This window comes from Chamaesiphon sp. GL140_3_metabinner_50 (genome assembly GCF_025361915.1).
In the GTDB taxonomy this organism is placed as follows: Bacteria; Cyanobacteriota; Cyanobacteriia; order Cyanobacteriales; family Chamaesiphonaceae; genus Chamaesiphon.
Genome location: NZ_JANYJC010000067.1, coordinates 1 through 19,257, shown reverse-complemented (window position 1 = coordinate 19,257; position 19,257 = coordinate 1). Strand labels below are relative to the sequence as shown.

Below are 19,257 nucleotides of genomic sequence, written 5' to 3'. Positions count from 1 at the left end.
AACAATCTCAACAACTTAGTTGGGGAACTAGTCGTCAACCGGAATACCCTAGAGCAAGATCAAAATCGGATGCGCCAGTTTGTTGAAAAACTGCTCTCCGAAGTCCAGAAGCTCAATGAAGTGGGCAAACGGATGCAAGATCTCTACGAGCGATCGTTGATGGAAAATTCCCTCGTCGCCAGTCGTCAGCAACACAAACCCGCTACTACCTCAAGTCCCTTAATCAACAGCGAAAATTTAGCTGCTAGCGATACATCGATCGAATACGATCCGCTGGAAATGGATCGGTTCACACCAATTCACTTGCTATCGCAAAAAATGATCGAGTTGACGGTACGAGTCCGTGAATCGACGGCAGATATTGAGTTTGTGGTCGATGGTAGTACCGAAGTCACCCGCACGCTCCGGCAGATTACCGGACAACTCCAAGAAGATTTAACCAAATCGCGGATGGTACCATTTGCTCAGACCGCCGATCGGTTACAGCGTGGCGTAAGAGATAATGGTCTTAAATATGGCAAGCAAGTCGAACTGTCGATCGAAGGTCGCGATACCCTGATTGATAAGGTGATCTTAGAAAGCCTCTCCGATCCATTGATTCATATGGTTAATAATGCGATCGCCCACGGCATCGAATCGCCAGCAACCCGCCAAGCTAACGGTAAACCGAGCGACGGTAAAATTATCATCCGCGCGCTCCATCAAGGGAACCAAACCATTATCTCTGTTTCCGATGATGGCGCAGGCATTAATACCGAGTACGTGAAAAAGAAAGCGATCGAAAAAGGGCTAATTACCACCCAGCAATCGATCGCTATGCCCAAAAGCGAAGCCTACGAACTCCTATTCCTGCCTGGATTCTCGACCAAAGACCAAGCTGATGAATTGGCGGGACGCGGCGTAGGGATGGATGTAGTCAAAACTGGGATTGCCGAAATTCGGGGTACGATCGCCACTGAATCGCAACTCGGCACTGGTACGACATTTACTGTCAGACTACCATTGGCACTCAGTATCGCCAAAGCCCTGATCGCTGTCAATAATAAGTGTAATATCGCCTTCCCAATGGACGGGATCGAAGATACTCAAGATGTCAGCCCAGAGCAGATTCAAACCAATAGTGAGGGTCAACAGTGCATCTTCTGGCGCGATGAATTGATGCCCTTCAAACCACTGTCTGAATTACTCGGCTTCAATCGTCCCCTCGCTCGGAATAATTTCTACACCACCACCGAAGATGAGAGCGATCTGGTGTCGATCTTGATCCTCCGCAGCGATGGCAATTTTACCGCCGTCCAGGTAGATAAAATCACGGGCGACCAAGAAATCGTCATTAAACCCCTCCAAGGGCCAGCATCTAAGCCGCTAGGCATTGCTGGAGCGACGGTAATGGGGGATGGTCGGATCGTGCCGATCGCCGATGTCATGGAACTAATTGCCCTCGCTAACGGCACGCTCGCTCGTCATGTTTCGACTCAATGGACGGCACAAATGAGTGCGCCGACTGTCGAAGTCCGCGAATCGATGGTACTGATTGTCGATGACTCGATCACCGTTCGAGAATTGCTCTCATTGACCTTTAAACGGGCTGGCTACCGGGTAGAACAAGCCCGCGACGGTCAGGAAGCCTGGGATAAGCTCAGAGCTGGTCTACCCTGCGATATCGTCTTCTGCGATATTGAAATGCCCCGCATGGATGGGCTGGAATTCTTATCGCGAATCCAAAAAGATCCGGCTCTAAGCAAGGTACCAGTCGCGATGCTCACCTCGCGCGGTAGCGATCGTCACCGTCAGATTGCCTCTCAACTCGGTGCCAGCGGCTACTTTATCAAACCTTATCTCGAAGAAGCTCTCCTCGATGCCGCTAAACGCATGATTGGCGGTGAAGTATTAGAGATTGTCTAAGATTTACCCAAACAACATTCATTTTTTCCAGCAGGGGCAAATAAATTGCCCCGGCTTTTTTGTATTATTCCTCTCCCCTATCCCTATCCTGTATACACATCTTTAGTTGGAAGCGAAATTGGTGGAAATCCCCCAAACCCCCTTAAAAAGGGGGCTAAGATCGAACCTAGAATTCAAAGTCCCCCTTGAAAAGGGGGATTTAGGGGGATTCACACCAACTTCGTTTCTAACCAGAGATATCCACTATCCACTATTCACTATTCACCGATAAATCTTTCCATCAGGCATAATCGCCCCGGTGAGCGTAGCTCCCATCAATCTCACCATCATCTTCGCACCCACCCGAATTCGCGCCCCAGTCAGATCGGCACCGCTGAGATCGGCACCACTAAGATCGGCACCAATTAAGTTAGCCCCTCGCAGGTTAGCATTACTCAGATTTGCCTGAAATAAATTTGCCCTAAATAGATTCGCTCGTTCGAGGTTGGCTCCATTTAAATTAGTGCCATGCAGGAACGAATCCTGAAGTTCGGTGTCGCTGAGATTGGCATTGGTTAAGTTTCTACCCGAAAAATCTCGTTCGCTCAGATTTTTACCACTCCAGTCGCTCCCACTCAAATCGGGACGTTGTGGTGGCGTTCTCGGTGGTGTTTTAGCGGTGAATTTATCGGTTTCCGGCTCTTCGCTGGTGGTTTCGGTAACTTTAATGGTTTGTTGCCGTTGTGCTGGCTGGTAACGATTGCGAATGCGATCTTCTGGATAACGTGCCGAAGTTCGGCGCGGCTGTTGGCGTTGCGAGTTACCATATACTGGTTCTTTTGCGGAAACGTTTGTCGATCGGGTGGTACTCCGACGAGCGGTGCTGCTACTATGACTGTTACCGTTAGATCGATCGGCTTGACTGACTTGACTGGCTTGATATTCGCGCAATCGATCGCGGGCATTATTAATTTCTTTGATTTTAGCGTGGGCTTTTTCTTGCAAACGCGGGCTATCTTGGGGCAATCTGTCTGGATGCCAAACTAAAGCCAAATCTTTATGAGCCTGATTGACTTCTTCCAGCGAAGCCCCAGGCTCTAGTTCGAGTGCTCTGTACCAACACTGTAGATCGTCATTCATCTATCTAAGTTAGCATTCTTTGTTAATAAAGGTGGCTACACTCATAGATTAAATTAATATTCTCTTGCAGGTACTTAGGTACGGAAATCCCGAAAGGCTCCTCCTCACCATTCGACCTACAATGCTGGTAACTAAACATCCGAACATCGCATAGCCTTATGACAGTGCTAGAACAAGGTAACATTACCATCCATACCGAGAATATCTTCCCGATTATTAAGAAGTCTCTGTATACCGACCATGAAATCTTCCTGCGCGAGCTGATTTCCAATGCCGTGGATGCCATTGGTAAGCTCAAAATGGTGTCCTTTGCTGGCGAATTTAGCGGCGAAATCGGCGAACCAGCCATTAATATCTCGATCGACAAAGATAAGAAAACACTCTCGATCTCCGACAATGGGATTGGGATGAGTTTAGATGAAGTCAAGAAATATATAAATCAGGTGGCTTTTTCGAGTGCGGAAGAGTTTATCGAGAAATATCAAAAAAGTGGCGACCAACAAATTATCGGTCATTTTGGGTTGGGTTTTTACTCTTCCTTCATGGTATCTAGCCTGGTCGAAATCGATACGCTCTCTTGTCGCGATGGTTCGACTGCCGTACACTGGTCTTGCGATGGTTCGCCCAGTTTTGAGATTAGTGAATCGAGTCGCACAGATTACGGTACGAAGATTACGCTGACGTTGCAAGATGAAGAAGCCGAATATTTAGAGTCAGTCAGAATTAAGCAATTAGTCAAAACCTATTGTGACTTTATGCCTGTAGCGATTTCGCTCGATGGCGAAGTTATTAATAAACAAAAAGCTCCCTGGAAAGAATCGCCCCAAAATTTAACCAAGGAAGATTATCTCGAATTTTATAAATATTTATATCCGTTTGAAGAAGATCCCCTGCTTTGGGTGCATCTCAATACCGATTATCCCTTTGCCTTAACTGGGATTTTATACTTCCCGAAATTACGCCCAGATTTAGACCCCAATAAGGGACAAGCCAAACTATTTTGCAATCAGGTATTTGTGAGCGATCGCTGCGATGAAGTGGTGCCCAAATTCCTGTTACCATTGCGAGGCGTTATCGACAGTACCGATATTCCGTTAAACGTGTCGCGCAGTGCGCTGACTAACGATCGCACCGTCCGCCGCATCTCCGATTATATCTCCAAAAAGGTCGGCGACAGGCTTAAAGAACTCTATCACGACGATCGCCAAGCATATAACAAAAGCTGGGAAGATCTGAGTACCTTCGTCAAATTTGGCTATATTAACGACGATAAGTTCAAAAAGCAGATTGAGGATATCTTAATCTATCGCACCACCTTTATCAGCCCGCCAGCCACCGCTGAGGGCACGAATGCCGGGGATGAGGATGCCTGGAAAGCGGCAACATCAAGCTTACCTTATACGACGCTCAAAGAATATCTCGATCGTAATAAAGAGCGTCACGCGCAGTCAGCACCACCAGCCACTGAAGGTGAAGACGAGCCTAAGTATGAAAATCGCGTCTTCTACGCCACCGATGCAGCGGCTCAAGCTCCATATATCCAACTCCACAAAAGTCAGGGTTTAGAAGTGTTATTCCTCGATTCCTACATCGATACGCACTTTGTAAGTTTCCTCGAACGCGAACATTCCGACGTGAAATTTTCGCGCGTTGATGCCGAATTAGATAGCAGTCTAATCCAATCTGATGACACTCCCGAAATCATCGATCCTAATACCAATAAAACTCGCAGCGAACAGATTCAAGAAATCTTCACCGCCGCACTAAACAAGCCGAAAGTCACGATTCGCACCGAATCTCTTAAAGGCGATAATACCCAATCTACACCGCCAGCAATGGTATTGTTACCTGAATCTACCCGCCGAATGCGCGAAATGATGGCGATGATGCAACAACAAGTTGCTGAATTTCCAGACGAGCATGTGTTAATCGTTAATACCGCTCATCCACTGATTCAAAATTTAACAAGTCTGAACCAAGGATCGATCGTGCAGTCGCAAGGTACTTCCCCCAATCAAGAATTAGTAAACCTGGTTTGTCACCACATCTACGATCTGGCTTTAATGGCTCAAAAAGGGATAAATGCCGATGGCATGAATGCCTTTGTCGAGCGTTCTAATCAGGTATTAACTAAATTAACCGAACGCTAACTTCGATCGATTTTATCAGACATACTAGATCCCTGACTTCTCCCAGAAGCGGCGGTTTTATTCGGAGGTTCCCTCCGAATAAAAAAACCGACAAGACAGTCGGGGATATTTCTCCTGTAACGATCGATCCATTTGCGTTCTACTACTAGTCAATCGTTAACAATCGATCGAATTCAATCCCGCCTGTAATTTTGCCAAAACATCCGCCATCGTTCCTGACAACATCGATTCAACAGCCAACCATAAGCCAGGGAAAACTTGACTTTTAATTATGCCGTTTTTGTCGGGTTCCAGCCGGATATATTCACCATCTTGCAAGCTAAACCAATCGATTTCTCGATCTAAAGTCCGCCAGACAATATACTCCTGCACCCCATTTCTACAATATGCAGCTTTCTTATCGTGCAGATCGATAGACACAGTACTAGCAGCAATCTCAACAACTAATTCCGGCGCACCTGCGATGTAGTCATCCTCAGTAATACTCGCCCCTCTACCTGGAATAAACATAACTGCATCAGGCTGAGGTTCGTTCTTAGGATTTAAACGAACTGTCGGATTGTCGGCAACAATCGTATCAGGATTAGAAATTTGATAAGTCCACAGCCAGCCAATGATATTTACATGGGGTTGTGCATGGCTTCTAACTCTCAAAGGTGATGCCATATATACGATTCCTTCAATTAATTCTGCCTTGTTACTCCCTGTTTTTTGATAAGGCATAGCACCATAACGCCGTTCAAATTCATGGCGACTCAGCCTGTCGCCATTTTCTAGTAAGGGGATAGTTTTGGGCGAGGTTGTAGTCATAATTTAGGCTCCACGACTATTCGTTGCGAAAGATTACTGTCTAATTTTTGTAGTAAATCCAGAAGCTTTGAACTTCTTTAATTGCAGCGGTAGAGTCGCACTCGATGGCACCGTAACTCGCATCTCAAAATCATTAATTCCTGGCGGTACCTGCTCGATTAAACCGACACGTCCCCGATTTGGCAAGACATTGTTATTGTCTGCATCATAAATCCGTCCGAAGACATCAGCATCGTAGACTGTCTTACCCGATTTATTTTCGGCTTTGCCAGTAATCAAAAAACACAGCGCATCTTGAGTCACGCCACCGCTACTCACCGCACCTTTAGACATTTCTGCCGAACAATCCTTGTAACCAACATTTGACAACGGGATGGGCGTAACTGCGAAAGCTGCGGGGGCAACCAGCCACGTAGACATCGACAAAACGATCGCAATGGTAAATCTGACAAAAGTACGAATCAGCATGGGAGGGAGGGGAGAGTAAGGAGTAAGGAGTAAGGAGTAAGCGTGTAATTGCTAAAACCTAAAACCTAAAGCCTAAGACCTAAAGCCTAAAGCCTAAGACCTAAAGCCTAATTTAAAACCATTGTCCCCCATTGAAGCGCGAATATGGTGACAGAATGCGGAGGAGTGAGTGAGTGACGATCGCACTGAGCAGGGTAAAACTAGTATAAAAGCCGATGAACCCAGGGATATTAAAATTAGCTATGTCGATTCCTGGTAAGCCGATAACTTTAACAATCGTTACTAAAAATAGCCCTTCCCATACAGCCGCACCAAACTGTAACAAGCCATTCCAGTCGCCATCCCAGCGAAACCGTTGCAATTGATGATAGCCAAAATCCCAGACTAGTCCGAATAAGCCTAGATAGATTAACGTTAGCAAAGTTTGTCCGGCGATCGCCGGACTAGATTTGACTGCCATCAGGATCGTTGATAATAGCCCAACTGTAGCTAATAACAAAACTCGAATTTGCCAGCGACCAAATAGAGTGAAAGTCATAGTGCTATGAGAAATCGAGTGAGTCTCTGCGATGATCTAGCTCGACAGTAATGACTCCATTATACTTGCGGCGATTCTCATTCTGAGAGGCAAAGCAGGGAACGAATTACCGCCCCACAGACATCTCGATTCCCCATAGGACTATTGCCAGTTAAGATCCTGATGATGCGGTTTAGGTTATAGACTAAATTCATAATCGAAAATATATAAATACTGATGTTAGATGCCAGTACCGTTCTAGAAGTACTCAAACCCGTCCAAGACCCCGAACTCCAGAAGAGCTTGGTAGAGTTGAATATGATCCGCAATATCCAGGTGACTGGCGGATTGGTAAAATTTACCGTCGTTTTGACGACACCAGCTTGTCCGTTGCGCGAGTTTATTGTCGATGAGTGCAAACAGGCAGTTAAAACGCTCCCAGGCGTAACTGATGTCGAAGTTGAAGTAACTGCCGAAATTCCCCAACAAAAGGGCTTGCCCGACCGGGTAGGCATCGATCGGATTAAAAATATCATCGCGATCTCAAGTGGGAAAGGCGGCGTGGGTAAAAGTACCGTAGCGGCAAATGTCGCCGTCGCGTTGGCACATTTGGGTGCGAAAGTTGGGCTGTTAGATGCCGATATCTACGGGCCGAATGCACCGTTGATGTTCGGTTTGAGCGATATTCGATTGGTTCCAACCGCTGATGGTAGCCTCGAACCTGCTTTCAATCATGGGGTCAAAGTTGTATCGATGGCATTTTTAATCGATCGCGACCAGCCTGTAATCTGGCGCGGGCCGATGTTAAATGGTATTATCCGTCAATTTCTGTATCAAGTTAACTGGGGCGAACTAGATTATCTAATTGTCGATCTGCCGCCTGGTACTGGCGACGCGCAACTTACGCTCGCTCAAGCTGTCCCAATGGCTGGCGCGGTAATTGTCACCACACCGCAAAATGTTGCCCTAGCCGATGCACGCAAAGGCTTGCGAATGTTTGAGAAATTTACGACAGTATTGGGAGTAGTTGAAAATATGAGCTATTTTATCCCGCCAGACATGCCCGATCGACAGTATGATATTTTCGGTTCTGATGGTGGCGAAAAATTTGCCGCCGAAGTTGGCGTACCTTTACTCGGTCGCATTCCGCTAGAGATCCCCGTCCGCACAGGCGGAGATCGCGGTATTCCGATCGTCATCGCCGAGCCAGAATCCGCAGCGGCTAAAGCCCTAGTCTCGATCGCCAAATCGATCGCCGGAAAAGTCTCGATCGCAGCGTTAAGTTAGGTTTTGGGTTTTAGGTTTTAGGTTTTAGGCTTTACTTCTTACTTCTTACTTCTTACTTCTTACTTCTTACTCCTTACTCTCCCCCACACCCCCATTCCCATGTACAAATCCTCATCAAATCGATCGCCCTGGCGAGATCTGTTTCTGCATTGGCAACAGATGGACTGGCTGCTGCTATTTACGGTTATCGGCTTAACCTTCTTGGGTGGTTTGATGATTCACAGTACCGAATTAAATCAACCAGTCATCCATTGGTTACAGCACTGGATGGTGGGTGGAATTGGAGTCGCGATCGCATTAGGAATTGCCCGCATCTCTTTCAATTATTTATTGCGCTGGCACTGGGTTACCTATGGTGTGACTAGTGGTTTGCTGGTGGCGGTAGATTTTCTGGGCAATAGTGCCAAAGGAGCGCAGCGATGGCTGAATCTTGGCGGTTTAACCGTCCAGCCGTCAGAATTTGCGAAAGTGGGGCTGATTATTACGTTGGCAGCAATTTTACATCGCCGTCCGGCTAATACCCTGCCGACATTTTTACGCGCGCTGGCAATTACCGTTCCACCGTGGTTGTTGGTATTTATTCAGCCAGATTTAGGAACTTCTTTGGTATTTGGCGCGATCGCGCTAGGAATGTTGTATTGGGCAAATGCCAATCCCGGCTGGCTGGTGCTGCTAGTATCGCCGCTGGCAGCCGCAATTTTATACAGCTTGAGTATACCCCTGTGGATTGTTTGGGCGGTTTTAATGGGGGTAATTGGCTGGCTGACGTTGCCGTGGCGGTGGGTGACTTCGCTAGTGGCGATCGGGGTAAATATTGGGTTTGGCTTACTCGGACAGGTATTTTGGCATGTGCTCAAAGACTATCAAAAAGACCGTCTGATCGTTTTTCTCAATCCCGATAAATATCCCCTCGGTGCTGGTTATCACTTAATTCAATCCCGAATTGCGATCGGTGCGGGAGAATTATGGGGACAGGGACTCAATCAAGGTACGCAGACGCAGCTCAACTTTATCCCCGAACAGCATACCGATTTCATCTTTTCATCGATCGGCGAAGAACTGGGTTTTGTCGGTTCGTTGTGTCTGCTAGCGACTTTCTTCTTCCTGTGCTGGCGAGTACTTAGAGTTGCTTGTCAAGCTCCCAATAATTTTGGCTCGCTCTTGGCGATTGGCGTACTCGCAATGATTGGCTTTCAGGTAATTGTTAATATCAGCATGACGATCGGGATTGCACCCGTAACGGGGATTCCCCTACCCTGGATCAGCTATGGCGGATCGGCACTAATTAGTAATTTTGTGGCGATCGGTTTAGTAGAATCTGTCGCTAATTATCGCCGGAAATTTAACCTCTAGACGCAAATTGCCCAGCCCCCGCATAATCGGAATTTGTGCGGATGTATGGGTGAGTGCGGTACAGATTTGTGCTGGCATATCGTCGGCACCTTCGGCAGAGTTGATATATTTACCATCTTCAGGAACTAGTTTAGCAAGAAAATTTGCCAACGATCGACTATACGAATATCTTAAAAGGTGCGTTCTTTACCCAAGAACGCACCTTTTCACTAAAACACTAAGCTATGCCTCGATCTCCAGATGTAAGATTAGCTCTTCAATAATAAATAATAAAGCTGTCCGGGGCCGCCTGTCACCCCTGCCCGATCGCCAGCAACTTTACCCGTACCCATGAAGTAGTCTACACGTCCGGGGCCAGTAATCGCACTACCAGTATCCTGATCTAAGACATAACGACTTACCAATTTTTGTTGGATCGATCGACCGCTCGTAGTAGCATATGGTAGTTCGGTATATACCAAAGCTAAAGCCCCAGGTGGCATCATCGATTTGTCAGTCGCGATCGATCGATCGGGTGTGACTGGCACATTAATACTACCCATCGCTTCACCTTTAAAGGTTTCCTTCATAAAGACAAATCGTTTATAGCGGGGGATATAAACGTCTAATTCTTGAGGATTTTCTTGGAAATAGCGAATGATGCCGGGGAGGGTGAGCTGACTGGGGGTAACTTTACCATCCTTGGCTAACTCTTTCCCGATGCTGCTATAAGCAAAATTCGTACCGCCAGCAAAACCGACTGTAGTTTTGGTGCTATCGGTGAGTTCGAGTTCGGCAGAACCCTGAATCTGCACGAGGATCGCTTCAAACCGATCGCGCATCCAAAATATCTCATTCCCAGCTAGCGAACTTTTGCTGCCCTGCAAGCCATCTGCACCCTCTAGCATGAGACGTTCGGGTTGAGGATCTTTCCAACTACTAAAGTTGGCAGGTAATTTGTAGAGTGGGTATTTAAATTCGGCTGTTTGCTGGCGACTGGCTTGATAAATTGGTTCGTAGTAGCCAGTAAATTTGACGGTACCTTTATTATCGTTGCCGATCGACTGATAGAAGGCAAATTCTTTTTTTACCGCCGCTTGCAGTTCGCCAGCCGAAGTGCTGGTATTTACTAACTGCCGGAATCTGACGAGGGAACGCCGCACGCGATCGCGACTGATGCCTTGAACGGCGTAATTCTGGTAGGCTTTAATGGCTGCGGGTGTATCTAAATAACGCAGGCTATTATCGATCGATTTGACCATTGCCAGTTTATCACCCGATTTACCCCACAGTTGTTCGTCAAACCCCAGCGAAGCCTCATCATTATAAATGGAACTACCCCGATCGGCTTGGATATTGGCGGCGGGTTCAGCAGTTAACCGGAGGGGTGCTTGCTGGTTGAATCCTAGCGCAATACCTAGATTCAATGAGAGTAAAGCCAGTGTTTTAATCATGAAGTAATTAGTAAGGTGATGCTCGGACATGCCAATCGTTGACGCAAGTTAGGAAGATCGTGTTTCCACTACCTGTCGATACTACGATTTTATCTATGTTATGGGTAACGATCGGATATTTGTAGAATTTAGCGACATTTTTTGTAGTCTTTAGGCAAATAGGCGGCGATAGTGGAAACTTTCCAACAATACTCGAACCCTCGATCCTAAAACCTAAAACCTAAAGCCTAAAGCCTAAAGCCTAATCCTAATAATCCCGATCGATACTCGATGCAAATACAGGTTCGACTCGAATCGCTTCTACACACTCTGGACGTACCAATAGGTATTCACCCTGAGCGTTTTTCATGGGTAGATTGATAAAGTCTCTAGAACCAGACTTGGGCATCAGCTCATTACTATACCATTTCTGAAAATCTTGAGCGTTAGGAAAACGAATTTCTTCCCGATGACCGCCTGATAGTAGCAGATGTACTGCATATTCGGTCGCTACTTTAGCCATATTCGATCGCCTGTGATGAGACTTAATTACTCTGAATATGCCCAATTATCGATCGAAAATTGCGATCTGCTAGGCTCAATCAAGCTTCAATCTCAGCTAATTTGGCGCGAATGGCTTGAATATCTTGCCACATCAACCACTTAGGCTTACCCACATCGGGAGCGGGGTTGCGTAATAAATAGGCAGGGTGAAAAATCGGCATACACCATCTGCCTTCCCATTCAATCCACGTACCGCGAATTTTGGTAATGCCGTCTTTTTTGCCAGTAATGGCTTTTACCGCCGTAGCACCTGTGAGCAAAATAATTTTCGGATCTACCAGCCGAATTTGTTCGAGTAAATACGGCTTACATGCCGCCACTTCAGCCGGAGTGGGGACGCGGTTTTCGGGGGGACGACAGCGGACGACATTACAGATATACACATCTCGCTCGATCGTTAGTTTAACCGCTGCTAAAATCTTTTCGAGCAATTGACCCGATCGACCGACAAATGGTAAACCTTGTTCGTCTTCATTTTGCCCTGGCCCTTCCCCAACAATCAAGATCGGCGCGCGTTCGTTACCTCTCCCGACAACGGCATTAATCCGCGTATCGCCCAATTCACACCGATGGCAAACCTGACAATGACTGGCAAGTTGACCTATATTATCATAAGTACCAGGTGCGATCGGAATATTAGCACTCGTCGGAATCAGCTCGAACTGATTAGCTGGTAACGATTCTACAGGCGGATCGACATCGATTTGACCGAACAGGTTTAATTGAGATTCTGGAGACATGGTAAGTCAGTGGAAAGTTGAAAGTTGAAAGTTGAAAGTTGAAAGTTGAAATTTCAGATTTGTAGGTTGGGTTGAGAGAAGCGAAACTAGAGCATACCCAACCAAAGTTTCTTTCATTCTTTAGACGACATCAATGTCGGCTCAGTTGCTCCCCTGGAGAATTTCTGTCATGTTGTTGACGACAGAATACGGGTTGCAGCAGTTTTATTTTTAAAAACCACGATCGCCAATCTCAATTTTCATCGTGAAAATTGCTAAATCCCAGGTTCTATTTTTTCCGTGCTAACAGATCCCATGCCAACTTAGCCGCACCAGTAATTCCGGCTCGATTGCCCAACGTTGCCTCGATTAGCTTAAATCCGGGGCGAGAAGTTGACACCACGCGCCGCTCGATTTCGCGGTTGGCTGCGGGTAAAAAGTACTTAGCACTAGCACTGATGCCTCCGCCAATAATCGCCACTTCAGGAGTCAGGATATAGATAATACTCGCCAAACCGATCCCTAAATTGCGACCGTAATTATCCCAAAATTCTAACGCATCTCGATCGCCTGCGGCTGCTAACTCGCCCAACTCTTGCGGCTCTTTACCCGTCGCGCGGTAAATTGCTTGCCTAGATAAAAACTGCTCTAGCGAACCATTATTCCCACTATTACACGCATGTCCGTTCGGATCCATCGAGATCGAACCCAGTTCCCCCGCACTCCCCGCATGTCCCGTAAATAATTCCCCATTCAGAAATACCGCGCCACCGACACCAGTACCCAAAGTTAGTAACACCCAATTGCGATAATTTTTGCCCGCACCCAGCCAATGCTCTCCCAATCCCGCACAGTTACCATCATTGCCAATGATGGTGGGAACCCCAGTTCGCGACTGAATCAGCGTTGCTACCGGAATATCGATCCATCCTTTCAAATTAATCGCAATCTTCGCCACCCGTCCCGCTGCATCTGCTGGCCCTGGCGTAGCCACCCCGATCGCGCTAAGATCGGTCATCTGTGGTGCTAATTTCTCGATCGCATAAACCATCGTCTCGATCGTTGCACCGGGATAGGCTGGCTGTGGTGTCGGCACCGACAGCGACTGAATACAAATTCCATCCTGGGTAAATCTGCCGAGTTTAATTGCCGTACCGCCAAGATCGATCCCGATTACTTCTGTCATGAGTTAAGTATGTGGCTAACTATCATAGTACTTCCTTGTCAACCGTCCTCGAAATTTATGGTAGGGGCAATTCATGAAGCGGCGGTTTTATTCTGGGGTTCCCCCAGAATAAAAAAGCGGATTGATTTTCGGTCGGGTTTCCCGACCGTGAAAATCAACCAAGCACCGACAAGACAGCGGCTTGCGCACGCCTCTGTTCCCCGACGGTTTAGCAAGACAAGACATTGCCCCTACCATAAATTTCGAGGCTTCAGATAGTTTTTCCGTGGCGACAATCAATCCACCTTACTATCTCCCTCTTTCCCTGGGGTTGATTAACTCGCTCAAACCTTCGCCTAATAGAGACAAACCAGTTACCATCAGCGTTAGTGCCAAACCTGGAAATAAAGTCGTCCACCAAATCCCCGTCGAAAGCGCGGGTAAAGCTTGCTTGAGATCGTGCCCCCATTCGGCGATTTCATCAGGTAAACCCAAACCGAGGAAACCCAACCCACCCAAGACTAAAATGGCATCGGCAGCATTGAGCGTAAATAAAACAGGAACGCTTTGCACCACATTCGCAAATAGATATTTTTTCAATACGTGGGAAGTAGATGCACCCAACGCCTGCGCCGCTTCGACGAACATTTGCATCTTCAAACTGGCTGTCTGATTTCGCACCACCCGAAAATACTGCGGAATATAAGAAATACTCAGCGCGATCGCGGCATTGAAAATCCCTTTACCAACGATAAACGCTAACGTCACCGACAATAACAATCCCGGCAACGTGTAAATCGTATCCATTACAAACAACAGCACGCGATCGAGATTGCCCCCTAAATAGCCGCTAATCATGCCTAACGGCACGCCGATCGTCAAACTAATCAAAGTTGCCAAAATCACCACTTGTAGAGCCGCCTGGGTGCCAAACAGCGTCCGCGAAAAGACATCATATCCTTCGCGACTAGTCCCAAACCAATGTTCCCAAGATGGAGCCTGATTGATGGGGTTATAAGGTGGATTCGCCGCACCTAATAAATCTTGCGGATCTTGTAATAACCCGATCGCCTGTAATAATGGCGCAAAAATTGCGATCGCCACAAAAATTACCGTCAATATCAGTCCCAATCCTAGCAATTGCGAAGAAAGTCGATCGCGCCGTTTGTCGAGTAGTAGATCTCGCAAGCCATTGGAAATTTTACTGACAGCCATGAGCGCACTTATACCGATCGGGAATGGTTCAACTACTATAAGGCATTCAGTCCGCCCAAATGCGATCGGGGTCGTTTTTGAGTCTGGTAGGTGCGGGGAGACTGGATAACTGTAGATATTGCCAATCCAAAATCCAAAATCTCCCATCTCCGAACTCCCATCTCCGAACTCCCATCTGCCCCAAAGCCTAAATAGCAAGCTAGCGCGAAAATAGTGTACAATACATATCGACCGTCATGGAGAGGTGTCCGAGTGGTTGATGGTGGCTGACTCGAAATCAGTTTTAGGGTTACACCTAACGGAGGTTCGAATCCTCTCCTCTCCGTAGCTTTAAAGCACACACGATCGACCCCTAATTTATATTAAGGGGTCGGTAAATGGTGACCGCGACATTTTACAGTAGGGCTAGCAATTAGGATTATTCCTCACCTAGCCGATGATTATTACCATTACTGCACTCAAAGGTGGTGTCGGCAAGACAACCACATCAATCCATCTAGCCGCGTATCTGCAAGAAAAAGCCCCGACATTACTCATCGATGCCGATCGTAATCGTTCTGCGTTAGTTTGGTCGCGCGAAGATAAATTACCATTTACTGTGGCTTCCCAAGCGGCTGCAACTGCAATTATCGGCAAGTATACTCACATTATTACTGATACCCAAGCCCGTCCCGAACAAGACGAGCTAAGAGATTTAGTCGCTAGCAGCGATTTGTTAATCGTTCCGACTACTCCCAATCATCTCGATATCGACACCACTATTAAAACCACCGAATTACTCGAAGGCTGGGGTGCCAAATATAAAGTTTTGCTCACCCAAGTAGATTCTCGTACCAAAACCGGAAGAGCCGCCAGAGCAATTTTAGAAGAAGCGAAAGTGCCACTATTTGCAACCGATATTCCGCTGCTTGTCGCCTTCGAGCGATCGTCCAGTCGAGGCATAATTATTAAAGATTGTAGCGATCCTCGCGCTCAATTTGGCTGGTCGAAATACCAAGCTGTTGGCAAAGAAGTATTAGGATAATGTTTTTTAGTCGTTGCGTCATTGTTTCATGTACTGGCGAATACGATCGAATATTATAGATGGAAAGAAAACAAACATCAGGACGAAATACACCCAAATAATTGGCAGAGATAAAATAACACCCACGATTTTGAGCCAACCGATCCGTTGCCAAATTCCAACGGTAAATATAATTATGCCAAGCATTCTTGGCAGAGAAAATCGGTTCATAATAACCGAAATTGCCAATAAATTGGAAATAATGGTCTCGATCTTTTTCATTTGATTCAAGTGCATCACAACGACCTTATTAAGAGTAGGGACAATTCATGAATTGCCCCTACTCTTAATATTCTACATTGCGCCTAACACCCGATCGCCCGGTTTAAGGCTCGTCACACCCGTCCCCTCATGTCCACCAGGCTAAACTGTTGACAGTAGACAGCTAGACTTTTCGAGATCGTGTGGGGGATATTCTAAAATCGTGCTTCACCCAAACAATTTAAGATAAGCTAGAATCAGAACCAAAATTAGAATAAGTTTTCGTATGAGTACATCCCTCGAACAGCGTTTAGAAGCGGTAGAAGCTGCGATTGCTGAATTAAAACAGCAGAAAGCGAATCCAGAACCAAATTGGATCGAGCAGATTACTGGATCTTTTAAAGACGATCCAATTTTCGATGAAGTGCTAGCGTATGGTCGGGAGTTTCGCCATGCAGATCGACCCAAAGATGATTCATCAACTCAATCATGAAATATTTGTTGGATACCGACCATCTCAGCATTTTATAAAAATCTACAGGTCGAGGCTATGAGTATTTATCGGCACGGATGGCTCAAATTCCCATTGCTGATTTTGGGATTTCAATCATCACGGTTCACGAACAATTTTTGGGGAGTCATACTTATATTGCTCGGACTCGTAATGCTCAAGATCTAGTGAGAGGATATGAGTTTATGAATAAGCTGGTCGCAAATATTAAAACTATTCCTGTCGCTCCTTTTGATAATACGGCTTCAACTTTATTTGAAAGTTTTCAATCTCAGCGGATAAAAGTGGCAACGATGGATTTAAGAATTGCCGCAATTGCTAGTTCGAGAGGGTTAATACTATTGACTCGCAATCATCGAGACTTTATCAAAGTCCCAGGTTTGACAATCGAGGATTGGACTCAGTAGATTAGGGCGATCGAGTAGAGGTAATTTATAAATTGCCTCTACTCCCAATTTATTACATTGCGCCTAAAACCCGATCGATAATACTTACTGCCCGATCGATCTCTGCTGCGGAGACAATTAATGGTGGTACGAACCGGATGACTTTCGGCCCTGCTGGGACTAATAATAAACCTGCTTGCATCGCTGTTTTGACCACATCAATTGCAGTCACATTACTCTCTGCTTGCAATTCTAAACCATTAATTAAACCCCAGCCCCGAACTTCTGAAATAACCGGATATTTACTAGCTAATTGTTGTAAGCTAGCCCGTAACTGTTCGCCCCGCGCTTGAACATTTGCGAGAATATTTTCCCGTTCCAATGTTTGACAAACAGCTAAAGCTACCGCACAGACAAACGGATTACCACCATAAGTACTAGCATGATCGCCGGGTTGGAAAACATTGCAATGAGCCTTGCATAGCGTAGCTCCAATCGGAATCCCACCGCCCAAACCTTTGGCACTAGTGAAAATATCTGGTTCGATGCCTAATTGCTCGTAACCCCAATATTTACCCGAACGTCCCATCCCGACTTGTACCTCGTCGAGGATGAGTAAAATGCCCCGTTCGTCGCACAGTTTCCGCACCTGCTGGAAATACTCGACCTGTCCGGGATTGACTCCACCCTCACCCTGTAAAGGTTCGAGCATAATTGCGGCTACCCGTCCGTCTAACTCGGCAATTGCCGATTCGATCGCGGCAAAATCGTTATAAGGTACATAATGGAAGCCCGGAATTAAGGGCGCAAAATTCTTGTGGTACTTGGGCTGTCCGGTAGCTGTAACCGTCGCTAGCGTGCGTCCGTGGAAACTGGCGTGGGCAGTCAAAATTACTGGTTCGGAAATGTTCAGCACCGTATGGGCGTATTTCCGCGCCAATTTGATCGCACCCTCATTTGCTTCTGCGCCAGAATTACAGAAGAATACGCGATCGGCACAAGAATGGTCGGTCAACCATTTGGCTAATTCACCTTGTACGGGGACGTAATAAAGATTAGAAACATGCGTCAGCGTCTGAATTTGCGTCGTTACAGCTTCAATAACGGTGGGGTGTGCGTGTCCGAGCGTACATGTGGCAATCCCCGCCACGAAGTCTAAATAAGCTTTACCATCTGTGTCCCAAACGGTACAACCTTCGCCTTTAATTAAGGCAAGATTAAACCGTCCGTAAGTAGTCATTACCTGACTATTAAATTCGTCTTGACTGAAAGCTGACAACAATTCTGGATGAATCGTCGGCGCAACTGCTGTCTCTAAACCCATAATAGTACTCCTAAAAGATCTTTAAATATGTATAACATTAACTTGTTTGGACAAACAGAACGCTCTGAACATTTTCGGGTATAGGTGGGTAATCTAAATTATGGCTAGAATTGCGCGTCTCGATCGATACTAACAATTCCACCATCATAAAAGTCGATATTGAGATTATACGTGGCGAGTAGCAGGGTTCCCACCGTCGGACGGCGACCCATTGCCAGTACTGGGACATCTAATTCCGCCTCATCCCAAATAATCGTCGCGCGATGGACTGAGGTAATAAAATTCTCGTCGCTAGCAAGATTGACATTAATTCGCGCTACATGGGGCAATTGTAACTTTTCTACCACGATCGCGGGTAATGTCAACGCACCTTCAAAGCCCGTATCGATAACACAGCCAATTTCGAGATCTGGATAGTCAACCGTCCGCAACACCAGTTTAATTTGTGGTTGTCGCCCAAATACAATCCCATTTATCACGATACATTTACCTTAGTCAAGGCACCACCAACAGCATAGACAGCATTAAACCCGATTCGTTCTGCCCAAATTAGCGCATTAGGCGATTTTAGTTGCAGGCGGGTACTCAAATCGAGAATGTCTTCCCCAATTTCACAGTTACCCGTATCGAGATCGATCGAGATAATTTTACCAATATTCTCTACCGTTTCTACCCGCGCGCGGATCTGCCGATCGTACAAATCCCGTCCCCGTCTAGCAATTTCGCGATCGCTGATATTTGGAGGAACCATAATATTATTTACTACCCTACAGTCTCAATCTCTACTTCTATTATGTCAGCAAAGAATCCGATTTTTTAGGGCGGTTGCAATTTACAAGTTGATTCGAGCCTCATTTGCGATCGTGAGATCGTCAGTTATGTTTCCGATCGGACGATTACGAGAATTGGCTGAGTATTATTTATTATATTAGCGATCGTCTCGATCGTTGCTGGTAGGAAGCAAGCAGGACAACATAAGTATTTATTCGCTCAAAATTACTTGAAACACGGGTACCAGCTTGTTCTCACTTTCATAGACTGAGTATGTCTGTATAAAAAATAAAATTTATGCTACAGGAAGCCCAGTA

The 19,257-nt window shown here is 46.3% G+C and carries 19 protein-coding genes, 1 tRNA gene and 1 pseudogene; 8 read left to right on the top strand and 13 right to left on the bottom strand.

Features of this window, described 5'->3' with window-relative positions:
* The coding region (locus tag Q0R35_RS03480; RefSeq protein ID WP_295614507.1) for a hybrid sensor histidine kinase/response regulator at positions 1–1,905 on the top strand (1,905 nt) is incomplete at its 5' end.
* Between the two features lie 261 nt (positions 1,906–2,166).
* Here Q0R35_RS03480 and Q0R35_RS03475 read toward each other — a convergent pair.
* Complete coding sequence (locus Q0R35_RS03475) at positions 2,167–3,024, bottom strand: pentapeptide repeat-containing protein (protein WP_295614505.1); 858 nt, start codon at positions 3,022–3,024, stop codon at positions 2,167–2,169.
* Between the two features lie 158 nt (positions 3,025–3,182).
* Here Q0R35_RS03475 and htpG point away from each other — a divergent pair, with 158 nt between their 5' ends.
* Entirely contained in the window at positions 3,183–5,174 is a 1,992-nt protein-coding gene (htpG, locus tag Q0R35_RS03470) for a molecular chaperone HtpG (RefSeq protein ID WP_295614502.1), read from the top strand.
* Between the two features lie 156 nt (positions 5,175–5,330).
* Here the strand turns inward: htpG and Q0R35_RS03465 are convergent, their stop codons facing one another.
* The 3 genes from Q0R35_RS03465 to Q0R35_RS03455 all read right to left on the bottom strand — a co-directional run bounded on the left by Q0R35_RS03465 (position 5,331) and on the right by Q0R35_RS03455 (position 6,990).
* Positions 5,331–5,984, bottom strand: a complete 654-nt coding sequence (locus Q0R35_RS03465; RefSeq protein ID WP_295614500.1) for a Uma2 family endonuclease — start codon at positions 5,982–5,984, stop codon at positions 5,331–5,333.
* A gap of 33 nt (positions 5,985–6,017) precedes the next feature.
* Entirely contained in the window at positions 6,018–6,452 is a 435-nt protein-coding gene (locus Q0R35_RS03460; protein WP_295614498.1) for a hypothetical protein, read from the bottom strand.
* 112 nt (positions 6,453–6,564) lie between these two features.
* On the bottom strand, positions 6,565–6,990 hold the full coding sequence (locus tag Q0R35_RS03455; RefSeq protein WP_295614496.1) for a hypothetical protein: 426 nt from the start codon (positions 6,988–6,990) through the stop codon (positions 6,565–6,567).
* A gap of 216 nt (positions 6,991–7,206) precedes the next feature.
* On the opposite strand from Q0R35_RS03455, the gene Q0R35_RS03450 reads away from it, so the two are divergent.
* Both Q0R35_RS03450 and rodA read left to right on the top strand, forming a co-directional pair.
* Positions 7,207–8,256, top strand: a complete 1,050-nt coding sequence (locus Q0R35_RS03450; protein WP_295614494.1) for an Mrp/NBP35 family ATP-binding protein — start codon at positions 7,207–7,209, stop codon at positions 8,254–8,256.
* A 99-nt stretch (positions 8,257–8,355) separates the two neighbouring features.
* Positions 8,356–9,609, top strand: coding sequence for a rod shape-determining protein RodA (gene rodA, locus Q0R35_RS03445; protein ID WP_295614492.1), 1,254 nt, complete (start codon positions 8,356–8,358; stop codon positions 9,607–9,609).
* Positions 9,610–9,624: 15 nt separating this feature from the next.
* On the opposite strand, the pseudogene Q0R35_RS03440 reads toward rodA, so the two are convergent.
* The 6 genes and pseudogenes from Q0R35_RS03440 to Q0R35_RS03415 form a co-directional block, all read right to left on the bottom strand.
* Positions 9,625–9,759: pseudogene (locus Q0R35_RS03440) on the bottom strand (YjbQ family protein); the annotation flags it as partial.
* Between the two features lie 98 nt (positions 9,760–9,857).
* Positions 9,858–11,072, bottom strand: coding sequence for an MltA domain-containing protein (locus tag Q0R35_RS03435; protein WP_295614490.1), 1,215 nt, complete (start codon positions 11,070–11,072; stop codon positions 9,858–9,860).
* 217 nt (positions 11,073–11,289) lie between these two features.
* The gene (locus Q0R35_RS03430; RefSeq protein WP_295614488.1) at positions 11,290–11,544 is read right to left on the bottom strand and encodes a hypothetical protein; all 255 of its coding nucleotides are present in this window, start codon (positions 11,542–11,544) and stop codon (positions 11,290–11,292) included.
* Positions 11,545–11,623: 79 nt separating this feature from the next.
* Positions 11,624–12,325 (bottom strand): uracil-DNA glycosylase, encoded by a 702-nt coding sequence (locus Q0R35_RS03425; protein ID WP_295614486.1) that lies wholly within the window; start codon positions 12,323–12,325, stop codon positions 11,624–11,626.
* Between the two features lie 268 nt (positions 12,326–12,593).
* Complete coding sequence (locus tag Q0R35_RS03420; protein WP_295614484.1) at positions 12,594–13,490, bottom strand: ROK family protein; 897 nt, start codon at positions 13,488–13,490, stop codon at positions 12,594–12,596.
* 288 nt (positions 13,491–13,778) lie between these two features.
* Positions 13,779–14,684, bottom strand: a complete 906-nt coding sequence (locus tag Q0R35_RS03415) for an ABC transporter permease (RefSeq protein ID WP_295614482.1) — start codon at positions 14,682–14,684, stop codon at positions 13,779–13,781.
* Positions 14,685–14,922: 238 nt separating this feature from the next.
* Between Q0R35_RS03415 and Q0R35_RS03410 the strand changes: the two genes are divergently transcribed.
* The 4 genes from Q0R35_RS03410 (at position 14,923) to Q0R35_RS03395 (ending at position 16,866) form a co-directional block, all read left to right on the top strand.
* A tRNA-Ser gene (locus tag Q0R35_RS03410) sits at positions 14,923–15,009 on the top strand.
* Between the two features lie 111 nt (positions 15,010–15,120).
* The gene (locus Q0R35_RS03405) at positions 15,121–15,708 is read left to right on the top strand and encodes a ParA family protein (protein ID WP_295614480.1); all 588 of its coding nucleotides are present in this window, start codon (positions 15,121–15,123) and stop codon (positions 15,706–15,708) included.
* Positions 15,709–16,234: 526 nt separating this feature from the next.
* Positions 16,235–16,441 (top strand): hypothetical protein, encoded by a 207-nt coding sequence (locus Q0R35_RS03400; protein ID WP_295614479.1) that lies wholly within the window; start codon positions 16,235–16,237, stop codon positions 16,439–16,441.
* Between the two features lie 77 nt (positions 16,442–16,518).
* Entirely contained in the window at positions 16,519–16,866 is a 348-nt protein-coding gene (locus Q0R35_RS03395; protein ID WP_295614477.1) for a type II toxin-antitoxin system VapC family toxin, read from the top strand.
* A gap of 52 nt (positions 16,867–16,918) precedes the next feature.
* Here the strand turns inward: Q0R35_RS03395 and Q0R35_RS03390 are convergent, their stop codons facing one another.
* The 3 genes from Q0R35_RS03390 to Q0R35_RS03380 form a co-directional block, all read right to left on the bottom strand.
* Positions 16,919–18,169, bottom strand: coding sequence for an aspartate aminotransferase family protein (locus Q0R35_RS03390; protein ID WP_366944815.1), 1,251 nt, complete (start codon positions 18,167–18,169; stop codon positions 16,919–16,921).
* 104 nt (positions 18,170–18,273) lie between these two features.
* Positions 18,274–18,648, bottom strand: coding sequence for a clan AA aspartic protease (locus Q0R35_RS03385; RefSeq protein ID WP_295614475.1), 375 nt, complete (start codon positions 18,646–18,648; stop codon positions 18,274–18,276).
* Positions 18,645–18,920 carry a hypothetical protein gene (locus Q0R35_RS03380; RefSeq protein ID WP_295614473.1) on the bottom strand — a complete coding sequence of 92 codons (276 nt, stop codon included), beginning with the start codon at positions 18,918–18,920 and terminating at the stop codon, positions 18,645–18,647. The genes Q0R35_RS03385 and Q0R35_RS03380 overlap by 4 nt, the downstream gene beginning before the upstream one ends.
* Positions 18,921–19,257: the final 337 nt, after the last annotated feature.